Here is an 18,588-nt window from a genome sequence, read left to right as displayed (position 1 = left end):
GGGCTGTGACGACCAACGGTCGTCACCCACCAGACATTCGGGTCAAAGGGTATCGGCGGGGACGCGCACGGTGCCTTCCATCAATACCCGGGCGCTGCGGCTCATGATCGCCTTGGTCACGGTCCACTGCCCGTCCACAAGCGCCGCCTCGGCCCCTACCCGCAACGTGCCCGAAGGATGACCGAACACGACGGAGGTGCGTGCGCCGCCGCCGGCGGCCAGGTTGACCAGCGTGCCGGGGATCGCCGCGGCGGTGCCGATGGCAACCGCGGCGGTGCCCATCATCGCGTGGTGCAGCTTGCCCATCGACAGCGCGCGCGCATGCAGGTCGATCGAGCCGGCGGCGATCGCCTTGCCACTGGAGGAAACAAAGTCCTGCGCCGGGGCCACGAACGCCACCTTTGGCGTGTGCTGGCGGGTAGCCGCCTGCTCGATGCGCTCGATCAGCCCCATGCGCACCGCACCGTGTGCGCGGATCGCTTCGAAGCGTTCCAGCGCCGCGCGGTCTTCATTGATGGCCGCCTGCAGTTCGGTGCCGGTGTAGCCCAGGTCGGCGGCATTGAGGAAGATCGTCGGGATGCCGGCGGTGATCAGGGTTACGTTGAAGGTGCCCACGCCCGGCACCTCAAGCGCATCGACCAGGTTGCCGGTCGGGAACATCGCCCCGCCGTCCTGTTCGTCGGACGGATCGAGGAATTCCAGCTGGATTTCCGCCGCCGGGAAGGTCACCCCGTCCAGCTCGAAATCGCCCATTTCCTGCACCTGGCCATCGCGCATCGGCACGTGGGCGATGATGGTCTTGCCGATGTTGGCCTGCCAGATGCGCACGGTGCACAGCCCATCGCGCGGCACCCGCGCCGGATCGATGAAACCGTTGCTGATGGCGAACGGGCCGACCGCCGTGCTCAGGTTGCCGCAGTTGCCGCTCCAGTCCACGAAGGCGCTGTCGATCGACACCTGGCCGTACAGGTAATCGACATCATGGTCGGGCACCGAGGCCGCCGAAATGATCACGCACTTGCTGGTGCTGGAGGTCGCCCCGCCCATGCCGTCGGTGTGCTTGGCATACGGATCGGGCGAGCCGATCACCCGCATCAGCAGCGCGTCGCGCGCCGGACCCGGCACCTGCGCGGCGAGCGGAAGATCCTGCAGGCGGAAGAACACACCCTTGCTGGTACCACCACGCAGGTAGGTGGCAGGAATGCGGAGCTGTGGAAGAAAGGTCATGGGGTCAATCCAGCAAGAAGAGGGTCGGCGAGAGCGTCATGCGCCCTGCGAGGCTTCCAGGAAGTCCTGCGCGAAGCGCTGCAGCACCCCGCCGGCCTCGTAGATGGACACCTCTTCGGCGGTATCCAGCCGGCAGGTCACCGGCACCATCAGCTGGCTGCCGTCGCGGCGGTGGATGACCAGGGTCAGCTCCGCGCGCGGCAGCCGCGCACCGGTCACCTCGAAGGTTTCAGTGCCGTCGATGCCCAGCGTCAGGCGGGTCACGCCCGGCTTGAACTCCAGCGGCAGCACGCCCATGCCGATCAGGTTGGTGCGATGGATGCGTTCGAAGCCTTCGGCCGCGATCGCTTCCACGCCCGCCAGGCGCACGCCCTTGGCCGCCCAGTCACGCGAACTGCCCTGCCCGTAGTCGGCACCGGCGATGATGATCAGCGGCTGCCGGCGCAGCATGTAGGTTTCGATCGCCTCCCACATGCGCATCACCTGGCCTTCCGGTTCCACGCGGGCCAGCGAGCCCTGCTTCACCGCCCCGTCGACCACGGCCATTTCATTGATCAGCTTGGGGTTGGCAAACGTGGCGCGCTGCGCGGTGAGGTGGTCACCCCGGTGCGTGGCGTAGGAATTGAAGTCCTCTTCCGGCAGGCCCATCTTCGCCAGATACTCGCCAGCGGCGCTGCTGGCCAGGATCGCGTTGGACGGCGACAGATGGTCGGTGGTGATGTTGTCGCCCAGCACGGCCAGCGGACGCATGCCGCTGAGGTTGCGGGCACCGGCCAGCGCGCCCTCCCAGTAAGGCGGGCGGCGGATGTAGGTGCTCTGCGGACGCCATGCGTACAACGGACTGATCGGCGCGCCATGCTCCACCTTGAAAGTGAACATCGGGTCGTAGACCTTGCGGAACTGCTCCGGCTTCACGCTGGCCTTGACCACCGCATCGATCTCTTCGTCGCTCGGCCACAGGTCCTTCAGGGTGATCGGGTTGCCCTGCGCATCGAAGCCCAGCGCGTCCTTTTCGATATCGAAGCGCACGGTGCCGGCGATTGCATAGGCCACCACCAGTGCCGGCGATGCCAGGAACGCCTGCTTGGCATAGGGGTGGATGCGGCCATCGAAGTTGCGGTTGCCCGACAGCACCGCCGTGGCGTACAGGTCACGGTCGATGATCTCCTGTTGGATCACCGGGTCCAGCGCGCCGCTCATGCCATTGCAGGTGGTGCAGGCGAAGCCGACGATGCCGAAGCCCAACTGCTCCAATTCACCGAGCAGGCCGGCCTCTTCCAGGTACAGCTGCACCGCCTTGGAGCCCGGTGCCAGCGAACTCTTCACCCACGGCTTGCGGGCAAGCCCGGCACGGTTGGCATTGCGTGCCAACAGTGCCGCACCGATCACGTTGCGCGGGTTGCTGGTGTTGGTGCAGCTGGTGATGGCGGCGATGATCACCGCGCCATCCGGCATCAGCCCACCGGCCTGCTCGAGCTTGCCGGAAGCCAGCTTGGCTTCATCGGCGATGCCGCGCGCGGCCAGTTCACTGGTGGCAACGCGCTTGTGCGGGTTGGACGGGCCGGCCATGTTGCGCACCACGCTGGACAGGTCGAACTGCAGCACGCGCTCGTACTGCACCTGGGCCAGGTCATCGGCCCACAGGCCGGCGGCCTTGGCATAGGTTTCCACCAGCTGCACCTGCGCTTCCTCGCGGCCGGTCAGGCGCAGGTAGTCCAGGGTCTGCTGGTCGATGGAGAACATCGCTGCGGTGGCGCCGAACTCCGGCGTCATGTTGGAAATCGTGGCGCGGTCGCCGATGCTCAGCGCGCTGGCGCCTTCACCGAAGAACTCGATCCACGCGCCGACCACCCGCGCCGCGCGCAGGAACTCGGTCAGCGCCAGTACGATGTCGGTGCAGGTGATGCCAGGCTGCGGGCGGCCGGTAAGCTCCACGCCGATGATGTCGGGCAGGCGCATCCACGAGGCGCGACCGAGCATCACGCTCTCTGCTTCCAGGCCACCGACGCCGATGGCGATCACGCCCAGCGCGTCCACATGCGGGGTGTGGCTGTCGGTACCCACGCAGGTATCCGGGAAGGCCACGCCATCGCGCACCTGCACCACCGGCGACATCTTCTCCAGGTTGATCTGGTGCATGATCCCGTTGCCCGGCGGAATCACGTCCACGTTCTTGAACGCCTTGCGGGTCCAGTTGATGAAGTGGAACCGGTCTTCGTTGCGACGGTCTTCAACGGCGCGGTTGCGCTCGAAGGCGGCCTTGTCGAAGCCGGGATGTTCCACCGCCAGTGAATGATCGACGATCAGCTGGGTCGGCACCACCGGGTTGATCTGCGCCGGGTCACCGCCGGCATCGGCGATGGCATCGCGCAGGCCGGCCAGGTCCACCAGCGCGGTCTGGCCAAGGATGTCATGGCAGACCACGCGGGCCGGGAACCAGGGGAAATCAAGGTCCTGGCGGCGCTCGATCAGCTGCCGCAGCGAGGCTTCCAGGGTCGCAGGCTCGCAGCGACGCACCAGGTTTTCCGCCAGCACGCGCGAGGTATACGGCAGCGTGGCGTAGGCGCCGGGCTGGATCGCATCGACCGCCTCGCGGGTATCGAAATAGTCCAGCGCGGTGCCGGGGAGGTTCTTGCGGTACGACTCGTTCATCAGGGGGCTGGTCATGGCTGGCTCTTGGACTGTGGCGGGCCGGGCGTCGCCTCACCGGCAGGGACGGCGTTGCGAGGCCACAACGGAACCGGGACGGCATCGCCGTCCCGCTCCGCACGGCACCCTGCGCGAGGATGCCGGGTCATGCTTCAGGCGCGCTTGTCGATCGGTACGAACGCCTGGTCTTCCGGACCGGTGTAATTGGCACTGGGGCGGATGATCTTGCCATCGATGCGCTGTTCGATGACGTGCGCGCTCCAGCCGGAGGTGCGCGCGATCACGAACAACGGGGTGAACATCGCCGTCGGCACGCCCATCATGTGGTAGCTCACCGCGCTGAACCAGTCCAGGTTCGGGAACATCTTCTTGATGTCCCACATCACCGTTTCCAGGCGCTCGGCGATGTCGTACATCTTCATGCTCGACTGTTCTTCGGACAGTTCGCGGGCCACGTCCTTGATCACCTTGTTGCGCGGGTCGGACACGGTATACACCGGGTGGCCGAAGCCGATCACCACTTCCTTGCGCTCCACGCGCGCCTTGATGTCCGCCTCGGCTTCATCCGGGCTGTCGTAGCGCTTCTGGACCTCGAAGGCCACTTCATTGGCGCCGCCGTGCTTGGGGCCACGCAGGGCGCCGATGCCGCCGGCAATGGCGCTGAACATGTCGCTGCCGGTGCCTGCGATCACGCGGCAGGCGAAGGTCGAGGCATTGAACTCGTGTTCGGCATACAGGATCAGCGAGGTATGCATCGCCTTGACCCACGAATCCTGCGGCTTCTCGCCGTGCAGCAGGTGCAGGAAATGGCCGCCGATGGAGTCATCGTCGGTTTCCACGTCGATGGCGCGGCCGTTGTGGCTCCAGTGGTACCAGTACAGCAGCATCGACCCCAGGCAGGCCATCAGCTTGTCGGCGATGTCACGCGCGCCGGGATGGTTGTGGTCGTCCTTTTCCGGCGAAACGCAGCCCAGCACGGACACGCCGGTGCGCATCACGTCCATCGGGTGCGCCGACGGCGGCAACTCTTCCAGCGCGGCCTTGACCGCTGCGGGGATGCCGCGCAGCGACTTCAGCTTGGCCTTGTAGGACACCAGCTCGGCGCGGGTGGGCAGCTTGCCGTGCACCAGCAGGTGGGCGATTTCCTCGAATTCGCTGGTGGTGGCCAGGTCCAGGATGTCGTAGCCACGGTAATGCAGGTCATTGCCACTGCGGCCGACGGTGCACAGCGCGGTATTGCCGGCAGCAGTGCCGGACAGGGCGACGGACTTCTTCGGCTTGAAGGTCGGGGTGGCGGTCGTATCGTTCATGGTTTTCCTCCCGGAAATCGTGGCAGCAGGTTACTTCCTGGCGGCAAACAGCGCATCGAGCTGCTGCTCGAAGGCGTGGTAGCCAATGCGGTCGTAGAGTTCGTTGCGGGTCTGCATGGCGTCCACCACGTTGCGCTGGTGGCCGTCGCGGCGCACCGCTTCGTACACGCTTTCGGCGGCCTTGTTGGCTGCGCGGAAGGCAGACAGCGGGAACAGCTGGATGGCTACGCCGGCCGAGGCCAGCTCGTCACGGCTGAACAGCGGGGTGGCGCCGAATTCGGTGATGTTGGCCAGCACCGGAACCTTCACCGCATCGACGAAGCGACGGTAGGTGTCCAGGTCGTAGGCGGCTTCGGCGAAGATGCCGTCGGCACCGGCCTCCACGCAGGCGATGGCGCGCTCGATGGCCGCATCCACGCCGTCGACCTGGATGGCATCGGTGCGCGCGATCAGGAAGAAGTCCGGATCGGTCTTGGCATCGGCAGCGGCCTTGACCCGGTCCACCATCTCGCCCTGCGACACGATCTCCTTGCCCGGGCGGTGGCCGCAGCGCTTGGCACCGACCTGGTCTTCGATATGGCAGGCGCCGGCGCCGGCCTTGATCAGCGACTTCACCGTGCGCGCGATGTTGAAGGCGCTCGGCCCGAAGCCGGTATCGATGTCCACCATCAGCGGCAGGTCGCACACATCGGTGATACGGCGCACGTCGATCAGCACGTCTTCCAGGGTGTTGATGCCCAGGTCCGGCAGGCCCAGCGAACCGGCCGCGACGCCCCCGCCGGACAGGTAGATGGCGCGGTAACCGGCACGCTTGGCCAGCAGCGCATGGTTGGCGTTGATCGCACCGATCACCTGCAGCGGTGATTCGGCAGCCAGGGCCTGGCGGAAGCGGGCGCCGGCGGAAACAAGGGAAGCAGTCATGCAGCAATCCTGTCAGGGGTCACCCCAAAAGAGCGCAAAGAGCGTGCCAACGCGCAAGTGATTGATTCACTTAACTCCGGCCTGCGCAACGTTGAAACATATGAAACATTGAAACCGATGTATCATGAAACACCCCGGCCAAGCGCGACGCCCTGTGTACCTGCCCCGCCATCCCGACAGCCCCGGCGATACCGATCCCATCCAGCCGGTGATCTGGACAGTGAGCGTGTCGCGGCTGACCGGGCTGCTGGGCGATGTCATACCTGAGTTCGACCGCCGCGCCCGCATCGAGCAGATCAACCTCGGCTTCGAGGATGCCGTAGCGGTGATCAACCAGCGGCTGCGCCAGGAACCCTGCGATGTGGTGATTGCCGGCGGTTCCAATGCCGCCTGGCTGCGCAGCCGGCTGGACGTGCCACTGGTGCCGATCCAGGCCAACGGCTTCGACCTGATGGAAGCGCTGGCACGCGCACGCCGCATCGCCCCGCGCATCGGCCTGGTCACCCATGCCAGTGACGTGCCGACCTTCGGCAGCTTCCAGGACAGCTTCGGCCTGCAGATCGAGCACCGCCGTTTCGTCACCCGCGAAGACGCGCGCGACTGCATCGCCGACCTGCGCGCCAACGGCATCGAAGTGATCGTCGGCACCGGCATGGCCATCGACCACGCCGAAGCAGCCGGACTGCAGGGCGTGCTGCTGTATTCGGCCGATTCGGTCCGCCAGGCCTTCGAACATGCGCTGGAGCTGACCCACACCCTGGCGCGTTCGGGCAGCCGCCGCGTGCCCGCGCGGCAACGCCGCAGCAGCCGCGCCGGCCAGGGCACCGCGCTGCTCGGCGACAGCAGCGTGATGGCCGAGGTCCGCCAGCACATCGCGCTGTACGCCGCGCATGACAGCACCGTGCTGGTCAGCGGCGAAACCGGCACCGGCAAGGAACTGGTGGCCCGCCAGCTTCACGCTGAAAGTGGCCGACGCGGCCGCTTCGTCGCGCTGAACTGCGGCGCGATCAGTGAATCGCTGCTGGAATCGGAACTGTTCGGTTACAGCGATGGCGCGTTCACCGGCGCCCGCCGCGGCGGCCGCGTCGGGCTGGTCGAAGCATCCGACGGCGGCACGCTGTTCCTGGATGAAATCGGCGAGCTTCCGCTGCCGCTGCAGACCCGCCTGCTGCGCGTGCTGGAAGAACGCGAAGTGCTGCGCGTGGGCGCCACCGAACCCACGCCGGTCAACCTGCGCGTGGTCGCCGCCACCCTGCAGTCGCTGGAGCAGCGCGTGCAGGCCGGGCAGTTCCGCCGCGATCTCTACTACCGGCTGGCGACGTTGCGCATCGTGTTGCCACCGCTTCGCGCGCGACGCGGCGACGTCGCCCTGCTGGTGCACCACTTCTTCCAGCAACTGCGTGGCGTCGACGCCCCGCTGGACGAGGACGCGATGGCGCTGTTGAGCGCAGCGCAGTGGCCCGGCAACGTGCGCGAACTGCGCAACCTGGTCGACCGCCTGCGCATCCATTGGCAGCCTGCCGAAGGCAGCATCGATGCGTCCCGGTTGCTGTCACTGGCACCGGAACTGGCGCACGACGCGGCCTCCTCGCCTGTACTGCAGCCCCCTGCGGGACGCCCGTCCAGCGTGCAGCTGCAGCAGCTGCTGGCGGCCCACCGTAACGATCGCGAGGGCATGGCGCAGGCGCTGGGGATATCGCGCACCACGCTGTGGCGCTGGCTGCGTGCAGCCGGGCTGGGGTGAGTGGCTGCGAGGGCTGACGACCAGCGACCGTTACTACCGGGACGCAGGTAGCGCCGAGCCATGCTCGGCGAGCGCAGCGGCGTGACGACCAACGGCCGTCACCGACCGCGTCCTACCCTCGCGCAGCCCAGCGCGCATCGAGTGCGAAACGTCCGCTTCCGGCCAGCGCCAGCCACAGCAGCAGCACTGCCAAGGGCACCTCGGTCAGATAGAAGAACCAGCTCAGCCAATCCAGCACGCCCAGTCCTCCGGGGATGCGTGCGATGCCATCGGTGAGCGCGGCCACCACGCAGATGGCCGCCAGAACCACGGCTGACGGACGACTGAGCAGGCCGACCACCAGCAGGGCCCCGGCCACCCATTCGATCGCGCCGAGCACCGGGGCGCTGAGCCCCGGCCACGGAATGCCCGCATCGTGCAGCGTCGCCAGCATGCGGTCGCGGCCAGGCTCGGTGAACAGCTTGTTCCAGCCGGACACGCTGAACATCACGCCTGCGACCACACGGGCGGCCAGCAGCACCCACGCCTCCAGCCCGACACGCAACGGGGCAACGGACCACAACCGGCGCAGACGCTCCATCCCGACTCTCCTTTCCTGCAAAGAACGCGAGGCTGCGACAGCCCGCCCTGCCGGCACATGAAGCGGCCATCGGGCCGGGGCCTGCGGCAACGCACAGCGACAGGCAGATCACGTCATGGCACGCACAGCGCGTGCCTCAGGGGTAGAGCAGGCGCTTGCTCCAGCTGCCATCGGCAGCCTTCTCATAGCACCAGCGCTCGTGCAGGCGGAACTGCGCGCCGTACCAGAACTCGATACGGTCCGGCACAACCCGCAGCCCACTCCAGCCCGCCGGGCGCGGTACGTCCTGGCCATCGAAACGCGCCTCCACCGCGGCGACCCGCGCATCGAATTCCTCGCGCGAATCAAGCGTACGGGACTGGACCGACGCCCATGCACCGATCTGGCTCAAACGCGGGCGCGATGCAAAGTACGCATCGGCCTCGGCATCGCCGACCTGCTCCACCGCCCCTTCGATGCGCACCTGGATGCCGGCCTCGCGCAGGCTGCGCCACAGGAACAGCAGCGCCGCCTGCGGATTGGCCTGCAGCTCACGCCCCTTGTGGCTGTCCAGGTGGGTATAGAACACGAAGCCACGTGCATCGAAGGCCTTCAGCAATACGGTGCGCGCGGAGGGGCGTCCGGAGGTGTCGGCGGTCGCCACGGTCATCGCGTTGGGCTCGATCTCGCTGCCCTGCCGGGCCTCGTCGAACAGCGCCGAGAAGGTGGACAAGGCTTCGTTGTAGAGATCGCTCATGACACGTCATTCCTGAAGGGATTGGGCTATTGTGGCGGCATGAAGGCGACTGCGTACACGAACACGACGAAAGGATTCCCGGATACGTTGGCCGAACAGGCGCTCGATGATGCGCTGGCCAGCGGCGCGCAGGTGCCGGTATTGGCGATCAGCGGCCTGCAGGGCAGCGGGAAATCGACGCTGGCCGCGCAGGTCGTGGACCGTGCGCAGGCGCGTGGCCTGCGCGCTGCGACGCTTTCGGTTGATGATGTCTACCTGACCCGCGGCCAGCGCCAGCGCCTGGCGCGCGATGTGCATCCCCTGCTGGTCACCCGCGGTCCACCCGGCACGCATGACCTGCCGCTGGCGCACGCGGTGCTTGATGCAGTGATCGCGCGTGCTCCCACCGCACTGCCACGCTTCGACAAACTGGCCGATGAACGGCTGCCCCCTGCACAGTGGCAGGCCCTGGATGCACCGCTGGACCTGCTGGTGTTCGAAGGCTGGTTCCTGGGTACTCCGGCGCAGCCGGCCGACGCACTGCGGGAACCGCTCAACGCGCTGGAACGCGAAGCCGACCCCGACGGTCGCTGGCGTCGCTGGTGCAATCAGTCACTGGCCGATCACTACGCGCCACTGTGGCAGCGCTGTGACCGGCTGTGGTTCCTGCAGCCGCCGGATTTCGCGGTGGTGCCGCGCTGGCGTTGGCAGCAGGAACAACACCTGAAGGCGGCCCAGCCCGGACGCAGCGGCATGACCCGCCCGCAGCTGGAGCGCTTCGTCCAGTACTACGAACGGGTCAGCCGGCAGGCGCTTCGCACCCTGCCAGCCTTGGCCGACCGGGTGATCGCGCTGGACGCCGAGCGTCGCATCATCGAGGTTCGCTGAGTTGCGACCGCCCGGGCCCGGAGCCTTCATTCCACCAGGAAGGTGACCTTCAGGCTGACCCGCCACTCGGTGATCTCGCCGTTGCCGCTGGTCACGACCTTGGTCTCGTTGATCCAGGCGCCCTGGATGTTTTTCACGCTCTCGGCAACCTTTTTCAGGCCGCTGCGTACCGCATCTTCGACACTGGTCTTGGACGAGGCATTGATTTCGATGACCTTGGCGACCGACATGGTGCTGCTCCGGGTGGCGCGCGGGAGAGTCCGCGCCGGCCAAGGCTGGGCCGTGGAGGCGTAAAGGAATGTCACGGAGGTGTTAGCATCACAAGGCATGAATCCAGCACCGAACCTGATCCTGATCGGCCCCATGGGGGCCGGCAAAACCTGCATCGGCCGTCGCCTCGCCGAGCGGTTCACGCTGGACTTCATCGATCTGGACCAGGTCATCGTCGACAACGCCGGCGCCAGCATTCCCACCCTGTTCGAACTGGCCGGCGAAGCCGGCTTCCGCCAGCACGAACGCCAGGCCCTGCAGCAGGTGCTCGCCGGACATGGCCAACTGGTGTCCACCGGCGGCGGCGCGGTGCTGGATGCGGGCAACCGCGAGGCGATCGCCGCGCATGGCTATGTGGTCTACCTGCGGGTCAGCGTGGCCGCCCAGCTGGAACGCCTGGCACGTGACAAAGGCCGCCCGCTGCTGCAGCGGCCGGACCGCGAACAGGTGCTGCAGGACCTGGCCTACCATCGCGATCCGCTGTATCGGCAGCTGGCCGACCTCACCCTGGACACCGACCTCTACACCGCTGCCGAAGCCACTTCCCACCTGGTGGTGAAGCTGGCCGCGCACTGGCAGCGACAGGACCCCATCGCATGACCGACACCCCCCACCTGCACGTCGCCGTCGGCGGCGAGCATCCCTATTCCATCACCATCGGCCCCGGCCAACTGGCCGATGGACCTGCGTTGGCCCGCCATGTGCGCGGCCGCCACGTTCTGCTTGTCAGCGACAGCGAGGTCGCCCCGCTGTACCTGGCCGGCGTACGCAGCGCGCTGCTGCAGGCGCGACCGGACCTGAGCATCGGCGAACACGTTCTGCCGGCAGGCGAGGCTTCCAAGAACCTTGCCGAATTCGGACGCGCCATCGAAGCACTGGCCGCCCTGGGCGCCACCCGCGATGCCTGCGTGTTTGCGCTGGGGGGCGGGGTGGTCGGCGACCTGTCCGGCTTCGCGGCTGCCTGCTGGATGCGCGGCGTGGACTGTGTCCAGCTTCCCACCACGCTGCTGGCAATGGTCGATTCGTCGGTCGGCGGCAAGACCGCCGTGGACCTGCCCGCAGGCAAGAACCTGGTGGGCGCTTTCCATCCACCGCGCGCGGTGGTCGCCGATACGGACGTGCTGGCCACGCTGCCGGTGCGCGAGCTGCGCGCAGGGCTGGCCGAGGTGGTCAAGTACGGGGCGCTCGGCGATCCGGTGTTCTTCGACTGGCTGCAGCAGCACGCCCAAGGCCTTGTCGCCGGCGACAGCGGCCTGCTTGCCGAAGCCATTGCACGCAGCTGCGCGCACAAGGCGGCGATCGTCGAACGCGACCCGCTGGAAAAAGGCGAGCGCGCCCTTCTCAACCTGGGCCACACGTTCGGGCACGCCATCGAAACCGAGCAGGGCTACAGCGCCCCGGGACGTGACGCGCTCATCCACGGCGAGGCCGTCGCGGTCGGCATGGTGCTGGCCGCACGACTTTCCACCGCACTGGGGCGGGCACCGGCGGCCGACGCGGATCGACTCGTCGGCGTGCTGCAGTCGCTGCAATTGCCCGTGCGCTTGCCGGCGGGCCTGACGCCGACGTCGCTGCTGGAGCGCATGCGGCTGGACAAGAAGAACGTGGCCGGACGCCTGCGCCTGGTGTTGTGGCGCGGCATCGGACAGGCCGAAGTGGTGGCCGACGTATCGGATCAGGACGTACTGGACGTGCTGGCCAGCGGTTGAGCGGACGCAGCTGTACGCCGGGGAACCCGCCGTCGCGCGCCGCCGCCAGCGCGAGCCGCCGGGCGTGGCTCGGCGCTACACTTGCCCCATGCATGCCTTCCTGCAACAACCCGCGATCGGCTCCGAGGCGCCCCGCTTCCTGCGCCTGACCCTGCTGCCGGACCTGTTCGGTGGCTGGGAACTGCTGCGCGAATCGGGCCGCATCGGCAGCCGCTCGCAGCTTCGACGCGAGCTGTACCTGGAAGAGGCCGAGGCCCGCGCGGCCTTCGACAAAGCGCGCGATGCAGAGCTGCATCGAGGCTTTGCAGTCCTCCACTGCAGCGCCTGATCGCCCCATCCCGGAACAGCGCCCCGCGCCCTACCCGCACAAGGAACACCCTTACGTGACCAGCCCCCTCCGCAATGATCGCCTGCTGCGCGCCCTGCGTCGCGAACCGGTAGACCACACCCCCGTCTGGCTGATGCGCCAGGCCGGCCGTTACCTGCCGGAATACCGCGCCACGCGGGCCAAGGCCGGCAGCTTCCTGGCCATGGCGAAGAATCCGGAGATCGCCTGCGAAGTCACCCTGCAGCCACTGCGCCGCTTCCCGCTGGACGCGGCGATCCTGTTCTCCGACATCCTGACCATCCCCGATGCGATGGGCCTGGAGCTGTACTTCGTCGAGGGCGAGGGTCCGAAGTTCCGGCATCCGGTCCGCGATACCGCCGCCATCGCCCGACTGGCAGTGCCGGACATGGAGCAGGAACTGCGCTATGTCATGGACGCGGTGCGGGTGATCCGGCGCGAACTGGATGGCCAGGTGCCGCTGATCGGTTTTTCCGGCAGCCCGTGGACGCTGGCCTGCTACATGGTGGAAGGCGGCGGCAGCAAGGATTTCGCGCGCATCAAAGCGATGGCGCTGAACCACCCGCAGGAACTGCATCGGCTGCTGGAGGTGGTGACCGATGCGGTGATTGCCTACCTTGGCGCCCAGCGCGCGGCCGGCGCGCAGGCGCTGCAGGTCTTCGACACCTGGGGCGGCGTGCTGTCCCCGGCGATGTACCGGGAGTTCTCGCTGCGCTACCTGCAGCGGATCTCCGCCGAACTGGAACGCGGCCAAGGCAGCGAGCGCACGCCGCTGATCCTGTTCGGCAAGGGGACGGGCCTGCACCTTGAAGCGCTGTCGCACACCGGCGCCGATGCGCTCGGCCTGGACTGGACGCTGGACCTGGACGAGGCCGTGCGCCGCACCGGCGGACGGGTCGCGCTGCAGGGCAACCTGGACCCGACCACCCTGTATGCCAGCCCCGAAGCGATCACCGAGGCGGCAGGGCGCGTGCTGGATACCTATGCGGCAGGCAATGGCGGGTCGCGCGAAGGCCACGTGTTCAACCTCGGCCATGGCATGTCGCCGGACATGGATCCGGCCAGCGTGCAGGTGCTGGTGGATGCCGTGCACCGGCTCAGCGCGCGCTGACGCTTTTCCCGACGTGGCGGCAAGGCGTGCGTTGATCGCGCCATGACCGCCCTTCGGCGATGATGGCGCCTCCTGATCGCGCGGATCCCGGCCCGATGACAGCAAGCTACGCCTCCATCCGTCCCCTGCTGTGGCTGGTGTCGCTGGCGATCTTCATGCAGATGCTGGACTCCACCATCGTCAACACGGCGCTGCCGGCGATGGCGCGCAGCCTGGGCGAAAGCCCGCTGCAGATGCAGTCGGTGGTGTTCAGCTACGCGCTGGCGGTGGCCACCTTCATTCCCGCATCGGGCTGGATAGCCGACCGCTTCGGCACTCGCCGCACGTTCCTGGTCGCGATCATTCTGTTCACCCTCGGGTCGTTGGCCTGCGCCCTGGCGCAGAGCCTGCACCAGCTGGTCGCCGCACGCGTGCTGCAGGGCATTGGTGGGGCCATGCTGCTGCCGGTCGGGCGGCTGGCGGTGATGCGTTCGGTGCCGCGGGAAGATTTCCTGCGCGCGATGAGCTTCATCGCCATCCCCGCGCTGATCGGTCCGCTGATCGGCCCCACGCTGGGCGGCTGGCTGGTCGAAGTCGCCTCCTGGCACTGGGTATTCCTGATCAACCTGCCGATCGGGGTGATCGGCTATTTCGTGGCCATGAAGGTCATGCCCGACCACTACGCCGCCCATCGCAGCCGCTTCGACCTGCGCGGCTACCTGATGCTGGCCTTCGGCATGGTGGTGCTGTCGCTGGCGCTGGATGGCATCTCCGGTATGGGCACCCCGCATGCGCTGGTGATGCTGATGACGGTGGCCGGCCTGGCCGCGCTGGTCGGCTACTGGCTGCACGCGGCCAACTCCACCGCGCCACTGTTCTCGCTCGCCCTGTTCCGCGTGCCCAGCTACCGCATCGGCATTCTCGGCAACCTGTTCTCGCGCATCGGCAGCAGCGCCATGCCGCTGCTGATTCCGCTTCTGCTGCAGGTCGGCATGGGCATGAGCCCGATGAATGCCGGCCTGATGATGATCCCGGTCGCGGCGGCCGGCATGGTCGCCAAGCGGCTGGCGGTCAAGCTGGTGGAGCGCTTCGGCTATCGTCGGGTGCTGATGACCAACACCGTCCTGGTAGGCATCGCGATGGCCAGCTTCGCGCTGATGTCGCCGGACCAGCCGCTGGGCTGGCGACTGCTGCAGCTGGCACTGTTCGGCGCGGTCAATTCGCTGCAGTTCACGGTAATGAACACGGTGACCCTGCGCGACCTGGACGTGGGCTTCGCCAGCGCGGGCAACAGCCTGCTGTCGATGGTGATGATGCTGGCGGCCGGCTTCGGCGCCGCTGCCGCCGGCAGCCTGCTGGCGGCCTTCGCGCCACTGGAGTCACATGGCGCCACCGCGGCCCTGCACGCCACGTTCCTGTGCGTGGGCGCGATCACGCTGACCTCCACGCTGATCTTCTGGCAGCTGCCCGATACCGGTCCGGAGCCGAAGCAGATCGAGGAAGTCGCCGAATAGGGCTGCAGGCGGGCGATATGGCGGTGCCGACCAGCGTCGGCACGAGGGATCGCACTACGCGGACATCGCCCGTGCGATGGCTTCGGCCAGCAGATCCCCGGTCACCGGCTTGCGCAGGAAGCCCTGCATGTCCGCAGCGGCGACGCGCTCGGCCAGATCGCCATCGGTGCGCGCTGTCACCGCCAACAACGGCAGCGCGTGCCCCTGGTTGCGCAGGTGCAGCGCCAGGTCGAAGCCGCTCAGCCCAGGCAGGTCGAGGTCGAGCAGGCCGATGTCGAAGCGCTCCCCGGCCATCTCGCGCAGGGCCGCCAGGGCATGCTCGGCATGCACCACCTCGTGCCCGCGCGCGCGCAGCAGGCCACCGACCACCTCGGCAACGGTCGGATCGTCCTCCACCAGCAGGATGCGCAGCGGAAGCGCTGGTGTCCCTCGCCCGTCCGCGGCCGGCGCATCGGTCGCCTCAAGGGGGTGCAGCGGCAGCGGCAGCTCGACGCGGAAACGCGTGCCGCGTCCCAACTGGCTTTCCACGATGATGTCACCGCCCATCGCCAGCGCCAGCTCACGGCTGATCGCCAGCCCCAGCCCGCTCCCGCCGTACTGGGCAGCGGTACGTGCGCCGTCGGCCTGTTCGAAGCGCCGGAACAGGCGTTTCTGCAGCTCGTGGCTGATGCCGGGGCCGGTGTCGGTGACCTCGAAGCAGAGGCCGCATGCTTCGTTGCCAGCACGCGCCAGCAGGGTGATCGAACCGCGCTGGGTGAACTTCACCGCATTGCCGAGCAGGTTCAGCAGGATCTGCCTCACCCGCAGCGGATCACCCTCCGCGGCCAGGCCCGGGGCCAGCTCGTTGTACAAGGTGAACTGCACCGCCTTCTGACGCGCCAGCGGCGCGGTAAGCGCCTGTACCTCGGCAAGCAGCGCGTGCAGGTCGATGCTCTGCGCCCGCAGCTCCAGGCGACCGGACTCGATCCGCGCCAGGTCCAGCGCGTCGTTGACCAGCAGCAACAGATGCTCGCCGGCGCTGCGGATCGATTCGGCCTGGCTGCGCTGGCGGTTGTCCAGCGGTGATGACAGCAGCAGTTCGGTCATGCCCAGGACACCGGTCATCGGCGTGCGCACCTCGTGTCCCAGATTGGCCAGGAAGCGGGTCTTGGCCGCCGATGCCTGCTCGGCCACTTCCTGCTTGTGCACGGCCATCTGGTAATCGTGGCGCCGATGCAGGCGCCGCCGATACAACCACGCAAAGCCGCTCAGCAGCAACAGCGACGCTGCGGCCAGCACCAGCACACCGGTGACGCTTCGCCACCAGGGTGGCAGCACCTGGAACTCGAGCGTCTGGATCCGCGACCAGACGTGGTCGGCAGAACGCGCCTGCACTTCCAGTGCGTAGCGGCCCGGCGGCAGCGCCGAGAACACCCGCTCTCCGCCCGCCCCGCCATCTACCCAATCCGGGTCGTAGCCAGCCAGCCGGAAGCGATAGACATTCGACGCCGCATCACTGAAGGAAAGCAGTCGCGCCACGATGTGCAGGTCACGGTCGCCATCTTCGATGGTCACCGAGGCAGCGTGGGTCAGGTCGACCACCTTGTCGCCGCGGCTTACCTCGACCCGTTCGATCACCAGCGGCGCCTGCCGCGTTGGCGGCCCCACCTTGAGCGGATCAAACACCACCAGCCCGGCCGGCGTGCCGGCCAGCAGGTGTCCACCGGTGGCGGAGACCAGCGTGTTTTCGCGGAATTCCTGGCTTGGCAGGCCGTCGTGCACGCCGTACAGGCGCACGCTCGGCGTGCGCGGATCCACCCGCAGCATGCCGCGCGGGCTGCTGGCCCAGACGATACCGCCGGCGTCGACCGCCAGCCCGTTGGCCGCCAGCGCCGGGTAACCCTGCACCGCGCCGATCGCCCGATGTCGCTGCAGGGCATTGCCGTTCCACCGATGCTGGACCAGGCGACCATCCTGGGAGAGCCAGACCTGGTCGTCGGCCGCCAGCACCATGGCGTGCACCGCACCCGATGGACCACCATCGACCTGGACGAAACGCGCACCCAGCGCATCCCACTCCTGCACGCCGGCACTGCTGGTCAGCCACGGTCGGCCGCGAGGCCCGCATTCCAGGCTGGTGGCAAGCTGTCCGGCCTGCAGCCCCCCCTGCCCGAGCGGTACGTCGTGCAGTAGGTGTCCGTCCAGGTCGCGCGCCTGCACACCGGCAGGCGACATGGTCCAGACCTGGTCAGCGCACACCGCGATGTCCTGGACGTTGCCCTCCATCACCGCATCCTTGCCCGCGCCCCTGCCCCAGCGCAGCAACTGGCGGCTGGCCGGGTCGTAGCGCTGCAGGGCGTCCATCGACCCGATCCAGACCCGCCCGCGCGCGTCCTCGGCCACCGACATCAACCAGTGGTTGCCGTTGACCCAGGTCAGGTGCTGCTGCACTTTCCCGGTCAGCGGGTCCAGCTTGTCCAGCGCGCCATGGCCCCCAACCGTCCACACGCCCCCGTCGCGCGAGGCGGCCGTGCCCAGCACGAAAGCGTTGCGCAGCGATGACGGCTCGTCTTCCAGCCGTGCCAGTACCGAAAACTGCCACCAGCGTGGCAGCAGGTGCCACAAGCCGGCATTGGTGCTGGCCAGCCAGATGCCGCCTTCGCGGTCCTGGAATGCGCCAGTCCAGTTCGGGCGCACCCGGCCGCGCGCCAGTGCACTGTAGAGCGGCACCTGCTGGTAATGGCCATCAACGCCGCGCCCAAGCCCGGAGCGGGTGTCCAGCCAGTAGCCCCCCTGCTCGTCGTGCAGCATCATCCCGAGCACCTGGTCGTTATCCGGGACCGGCCAGGGCGCGGGTTCGAAACGTCCGTCGGCACGCCGCACGATCACACTGCCGAGCGTGTTGATCCACAGGCTGCCATCGGCGTCCGCAGTCATCCCGTTGATCACTGCATCTGCGGGCAGCGCATCCGGCATGCGCTCGAAATCGGTACCGGTCCAGCGCGCCAGGCCCCGCTTGGTGCCGACCCACAGCGTGCCGTCCGGCAGCGTTGCCAGGAACGGTACGCTGTTGGATGGCAGGCTGCGCGGGTTGCCCGGCTCGGGCAGGAACCGCTGCAGTCTGTCCTGCGCATCAAGGCGGTACAGGCCGCCCTCGTAGGTACCGAACCAGATCGCACCATCAGGGGTGGAGGCAATACTCCAGACCGTGTTGCTGGTCAGCAGCGGCTGGCTGGCGCGGTCATAGAAATGCATCTGCCGGCGATCGGCGGACAAGCGCACCAACCCGGCGTTTTCGGTACCGATCCACAACTGGTTGCGCGCATCGGCGAGTACCGTCCAGATCCGGTTGTCACGCAGGCCATCTTCAGCACGCCAGATGCGATAGCTGCGGCCATCGAACCGCGCCAGCCCGTCGTTGGTGGCGATCCAGAGGTAGCCCAGGCGGTCTTCGGCCATCCGGTTGACGGTGTTGGAAGGCAGCCCGTCGAATACGGTCAGCTGTCGTGGCGTGGGCGGAACCGGCTGCGCCAACGCACGCGCAGGCGCAAGCAACAGCCAGCCTGACAGCAACAGCGTCATCGCCGTACGCAGACCCATCAACCTTGCCATCTCCGCATTGCCGTCCCTCACCTGCCAGACCGCG

15 protein-coding genes are annotated in these 18,588 nt (G+C 67.8%); 7 read left to right on the top strand and 8 right to left on the bottom strand.

Going from position 1 to position 18,588, the window contains the following annotated elements; translation table 11 throughout:
* Positions 1 to 42: 42 nt before the first annotated feature.
* The 4 genes from prpF to prpB form a co-directional block, all read right to left on the bottom strand.
* Positions 43 to 1,227, bottom strand: coding sequence for a 2-methylaconitate cis-trans isomerase PrpF (gene prpF / locus H9654_RS16710; protein WP_191771852.1), 1,185 nt, complete (start codon positions 1,225 to 1,227; stop codon positions 43 to 45).
* A gap of 36 nt (positions 1,228 to 1,263) precedes the next feature.
* On the bottom strand, positions 1,264 to 3,879 hold the full coding sequence (gene acnD, locus H9654_RS16705; RefSeq protein ID WP_191771861.1) for a Fe/S-dependent 2-methylisocitrate dehydratase AcnD: 2,616 nt from the start codon (positions 3,877 to 3,879) through the stop codon (positions 1,264 to 1,266).
* Between the two features lie 149 nt (positions 3,880 to 4,028).
* Positions 4,029 to 5,186, bottom strand: coding sequence for a bifunctional 2-methylcitrate synthase/citrate synthase (gene prpC, locus H9654_RS16700; protein WP_191771851.1), 1,158 nt, complete (start codon positions 5,184 to 5,186; stop codon positions 4,029 to 4,031).
* 30 nt (positions 5,187 to 5,216) lie between these two features.
* A complete protein-coding gene (gene prpB, locus H9654_RS16695; RefSeq protein WP_191771850.1) occupies positions 5,217 to 6,107 on the bottom strand; it encodes a methylisocitrate lyase in 891 nt (296 codons plus the stop codon).
* A 154-nt stretch (positions 6,108 to 6,261) separates the two neighbouring features.
* Here prpB and prpR point away from each other — a divergent pair, with 154 nt between their 5' ends.
* Entirely contained in the window at positions 6,262 to 7,851 is a 1,590-nt protein-coding gene (gene prpR / locus H9654_RS16690; protein WP_191771860.1) for a propionate catabolism operon regulatory protein PrpR, read from the top strand.
* Between the two features lie 112 nt (positions 7,852 to 7,963).
* Here the strand turns inward: prpR and H9654_RS16685 are convergent, their stop codons facing one another.
* Complete coding sequence (locus H9654_RS16685) at positions 7,964 to 8,431, bottom strand: DoxX family protein (protein ID WP_191771849.1); 468 nt, start codon at positions 8,429 to 8,431, stop codon at positions 7,964 to 7,966.
* A gap of 136 nt (positions 8,432 to 8,567) precedes the next feature.
* Positions 8,568 to 9,167, bottom strand: a complete 600-nt coding sequence (gene pdxH, locus H9654_RS16680) for a pyridoxamine 5'-phosphate oxidase (RefSeq protein WP_191771848.1) — start codon at positions 9,165 to 9,167, stop codon at positions 8,568 to 8,570.
* Between the two features lie 39 nt (positions 9,168 to 9,206).
* Between pdxH and H9654_RS16675 the strand changes: the two genes are divergently transcribed.
* Positions 9,207 to 10,034, top strand: a complete 828-nt coding sequence (locus H9654_RS16675) for a kinase (RefSeq protein ID WP_191771847.1) — start codon at positions 9,207 to 9,209, stop codon at positions 10,032 to 10,034.
* 26 nt (positions 10,035 to 10,060) lie between these two features.
* On the opposite strand, the gene H9654_RS16670 is transcribed toward H9654_RS16675, so the two are convergent.
* Positions 10,061 to 10,264 carry a dodecin family protein gene (locus H9654_RS16670; protein WP_042613487.1) on the bottom strand — a complete coding sequence of 68 codons (204 nt, stop codon included), beginning with the start codon at positions 10,262 to 10,264 and terminating at the stop codon, positions 10,061 to 10,063.
* Between the two features lie 97 nt (positions 10,265 to 10,361).
* Between H9654_RS16670 and H9654_RS16665 the strand changes: the two genes are divergently transcribed.
* From H9654_RS16665 to mdtD, 5 genes are all read left to right on the top strand, one after another.
* Positions 10,362 to 10,904, top strand: a complete 543-nt coding sequence (locus H9654_RS16665; RefSeq protein WP_191771846.1) for a shikimate kinase — start codon at positions 10,362 to 10,364, stop codon at positions 10,902 to 10,904.
* Entirely contained in the window at positions 10,901 to 12,013 is a 1,113-nt protein-coding gene (gene aroB, locus H9654_RS16660; protein WP_191771845.1) for a 3-dehydroquinate synthase, read from the top strand. The genes H9654_RS16665 and aroB overlap by 4 nt, the downstream gene beginning before the upstream one ends.
* 88 nt (positions 12,014 to 12,101) lie before the next feature.
* The gene (locus tag H9654_RS16655; protein WP_191771844.1) at positions 12,102 to 12,341 is read left to right on the top strand and encodes a WGR domain-containing protein; all 240 of its coding nucleotides are present in this window, start codon (positions 12,102 to 12,104) and stop codon (positions 12,339 to 12,341) included.
* Between the two features lie 55 nt (positions 12,342 to 12,396).
* Entirely contained in the window at positions 12,397 to 13,470 is a 1,074-nt protein-coding gene (gene hemE / locus H9654_RS16650; protein ID WP_191771843.1) for a uroporphyrinogen decarboxylase, read from the top strand.
* Between the two features lie 95 nt (positions 13,471 to 13,565).
* Positions 13,566 to 14,963, top strand: a complete 1,398-nt coding sequence (gene mdtD, locus H9654_RS16645; RefSeq protein WP_191771842.1) for a multidrug transporter subunit MdtD — start codon at positions 13,566 to 13,568, stop codon at positions 14,961 to 14,963.
* A 54-nt stretch (positions 14,964 to 15,017) separates the two neighbouring features.
* Here the strand turns inward: mdtD and H9654_RS16640 are convergent, their stop codons facing one another.
* Positions 15,018 to 18,542: a sensor histidine kinase gene (locus tag H9654_RS16640; protein ID WP_406833489.1), complete on the bottom strand. Its 3,525-nt coding sequence runs from the start codon at positions 18,540 to 18,542 to the stop codon at positions 15,018 to 15,020.
* Positions 18,543 to 18,588 lie beyond the last annotated feature (46 nt).

The sequence above is a fragment of the Stenotrophomonas lacuserhaii genome (genome assembly GCF_014836545.1).
GTDB lineage: Bacteria > Pseudomonadota > Gammaproteobacteria > Xanthomonadales > Xanthomonadaceae > Stenotrophomonas > Stenotrophomonas lacuserhaii.
This window is presented reverse-complemented; position numbering and strand designations above follow the sequence as displayed.

Coding starts and splice junctions, on each gene's coding strand:
- prpF (WP_191771852.1), bottom strand. CDS start 1,227: ATGACCTTTCTTCCACAGCTCCGCATTCCTGCCACCTACCTGCGTGGT.
- acnD (WP_191771861.1), bottom strand. CDS start 3,879: ATGAACGAGTCGTACCGCAAGAACCTCCCCGGCACCGCGCTGGACTAT.
- prpC (WP_191771851.1), bottom strand. CDS start 5,186: ATGAACGATACGACCGCCACCCCGACCTTCAAGCCGAAGAAGTCCGTC.
- prpB (WP_191771850.1), bottom strand. CDS start 6,107: ATGACTGCTTCCCTTGTTTCCGCCGGCGCCCGCTTCCGCCAGGCCCTG.
- H9654_RS16685 (WP_191771849.1), bottom strand. CDS start 8,431: ATGGAGCGTCTGCGCCGGTTGTGGTCCGTTGCCCCGTTGCGTGTCGGG.
- pdxH (WP_191771848.1), bottom strand. CDS start 9,167: ATGAGCGATCTCTACAACGAAGCCTTGTCCACCTTCTCGGCGCTGTTC.
- H9654_RS16675 (WP_191771847.1), top strand. CDS start 9,207: ATGAAGGCGACTGCGTACACGAACACGACGAAAGGATTCCCGGATACG.
- H9654_RS16670 (WP_042613487.1), bottom strand. CDS start 10,264: ATGTCGGTCGCCAAGGTCATCGAAATCAATGCCTCGTCCAAGACCAGT.
- H9654_RS16665 (WP_191771846.1), top strand. CDS start 10,362: ATGAATCCAGCACCGAACCTGATCCTGATCGGCCCCATGGGGGCCGGC.
- aroB (WP_191771845.1), top strand. CDS start 10,901: ATGACCGACACCCCCCACCTGCACGTCGCCGTCGGCGGCGAGCATCCC.
- H9654_RS16655 (WP_191771844.1), top strand. CDS start 12,102: ATGCATGCCTTCCTGCAACAACCCGCGATCGGCTCCGAGGCGCCCCGC.
- mdtD (WP_191771842.1), top strand. CDS start 13,566: ATGACAGCAAGCTACGCCTCCATCCGTCCCCTGCTGTGGCTGGTGTCG.
- H9654_RS16640 (WP_406833489.1), bottom strand. CDS start 18,542: ATGGGTCTGCGTACGGCGATGACGCTGTTGCTGTCAGGCTGGCTGTTG.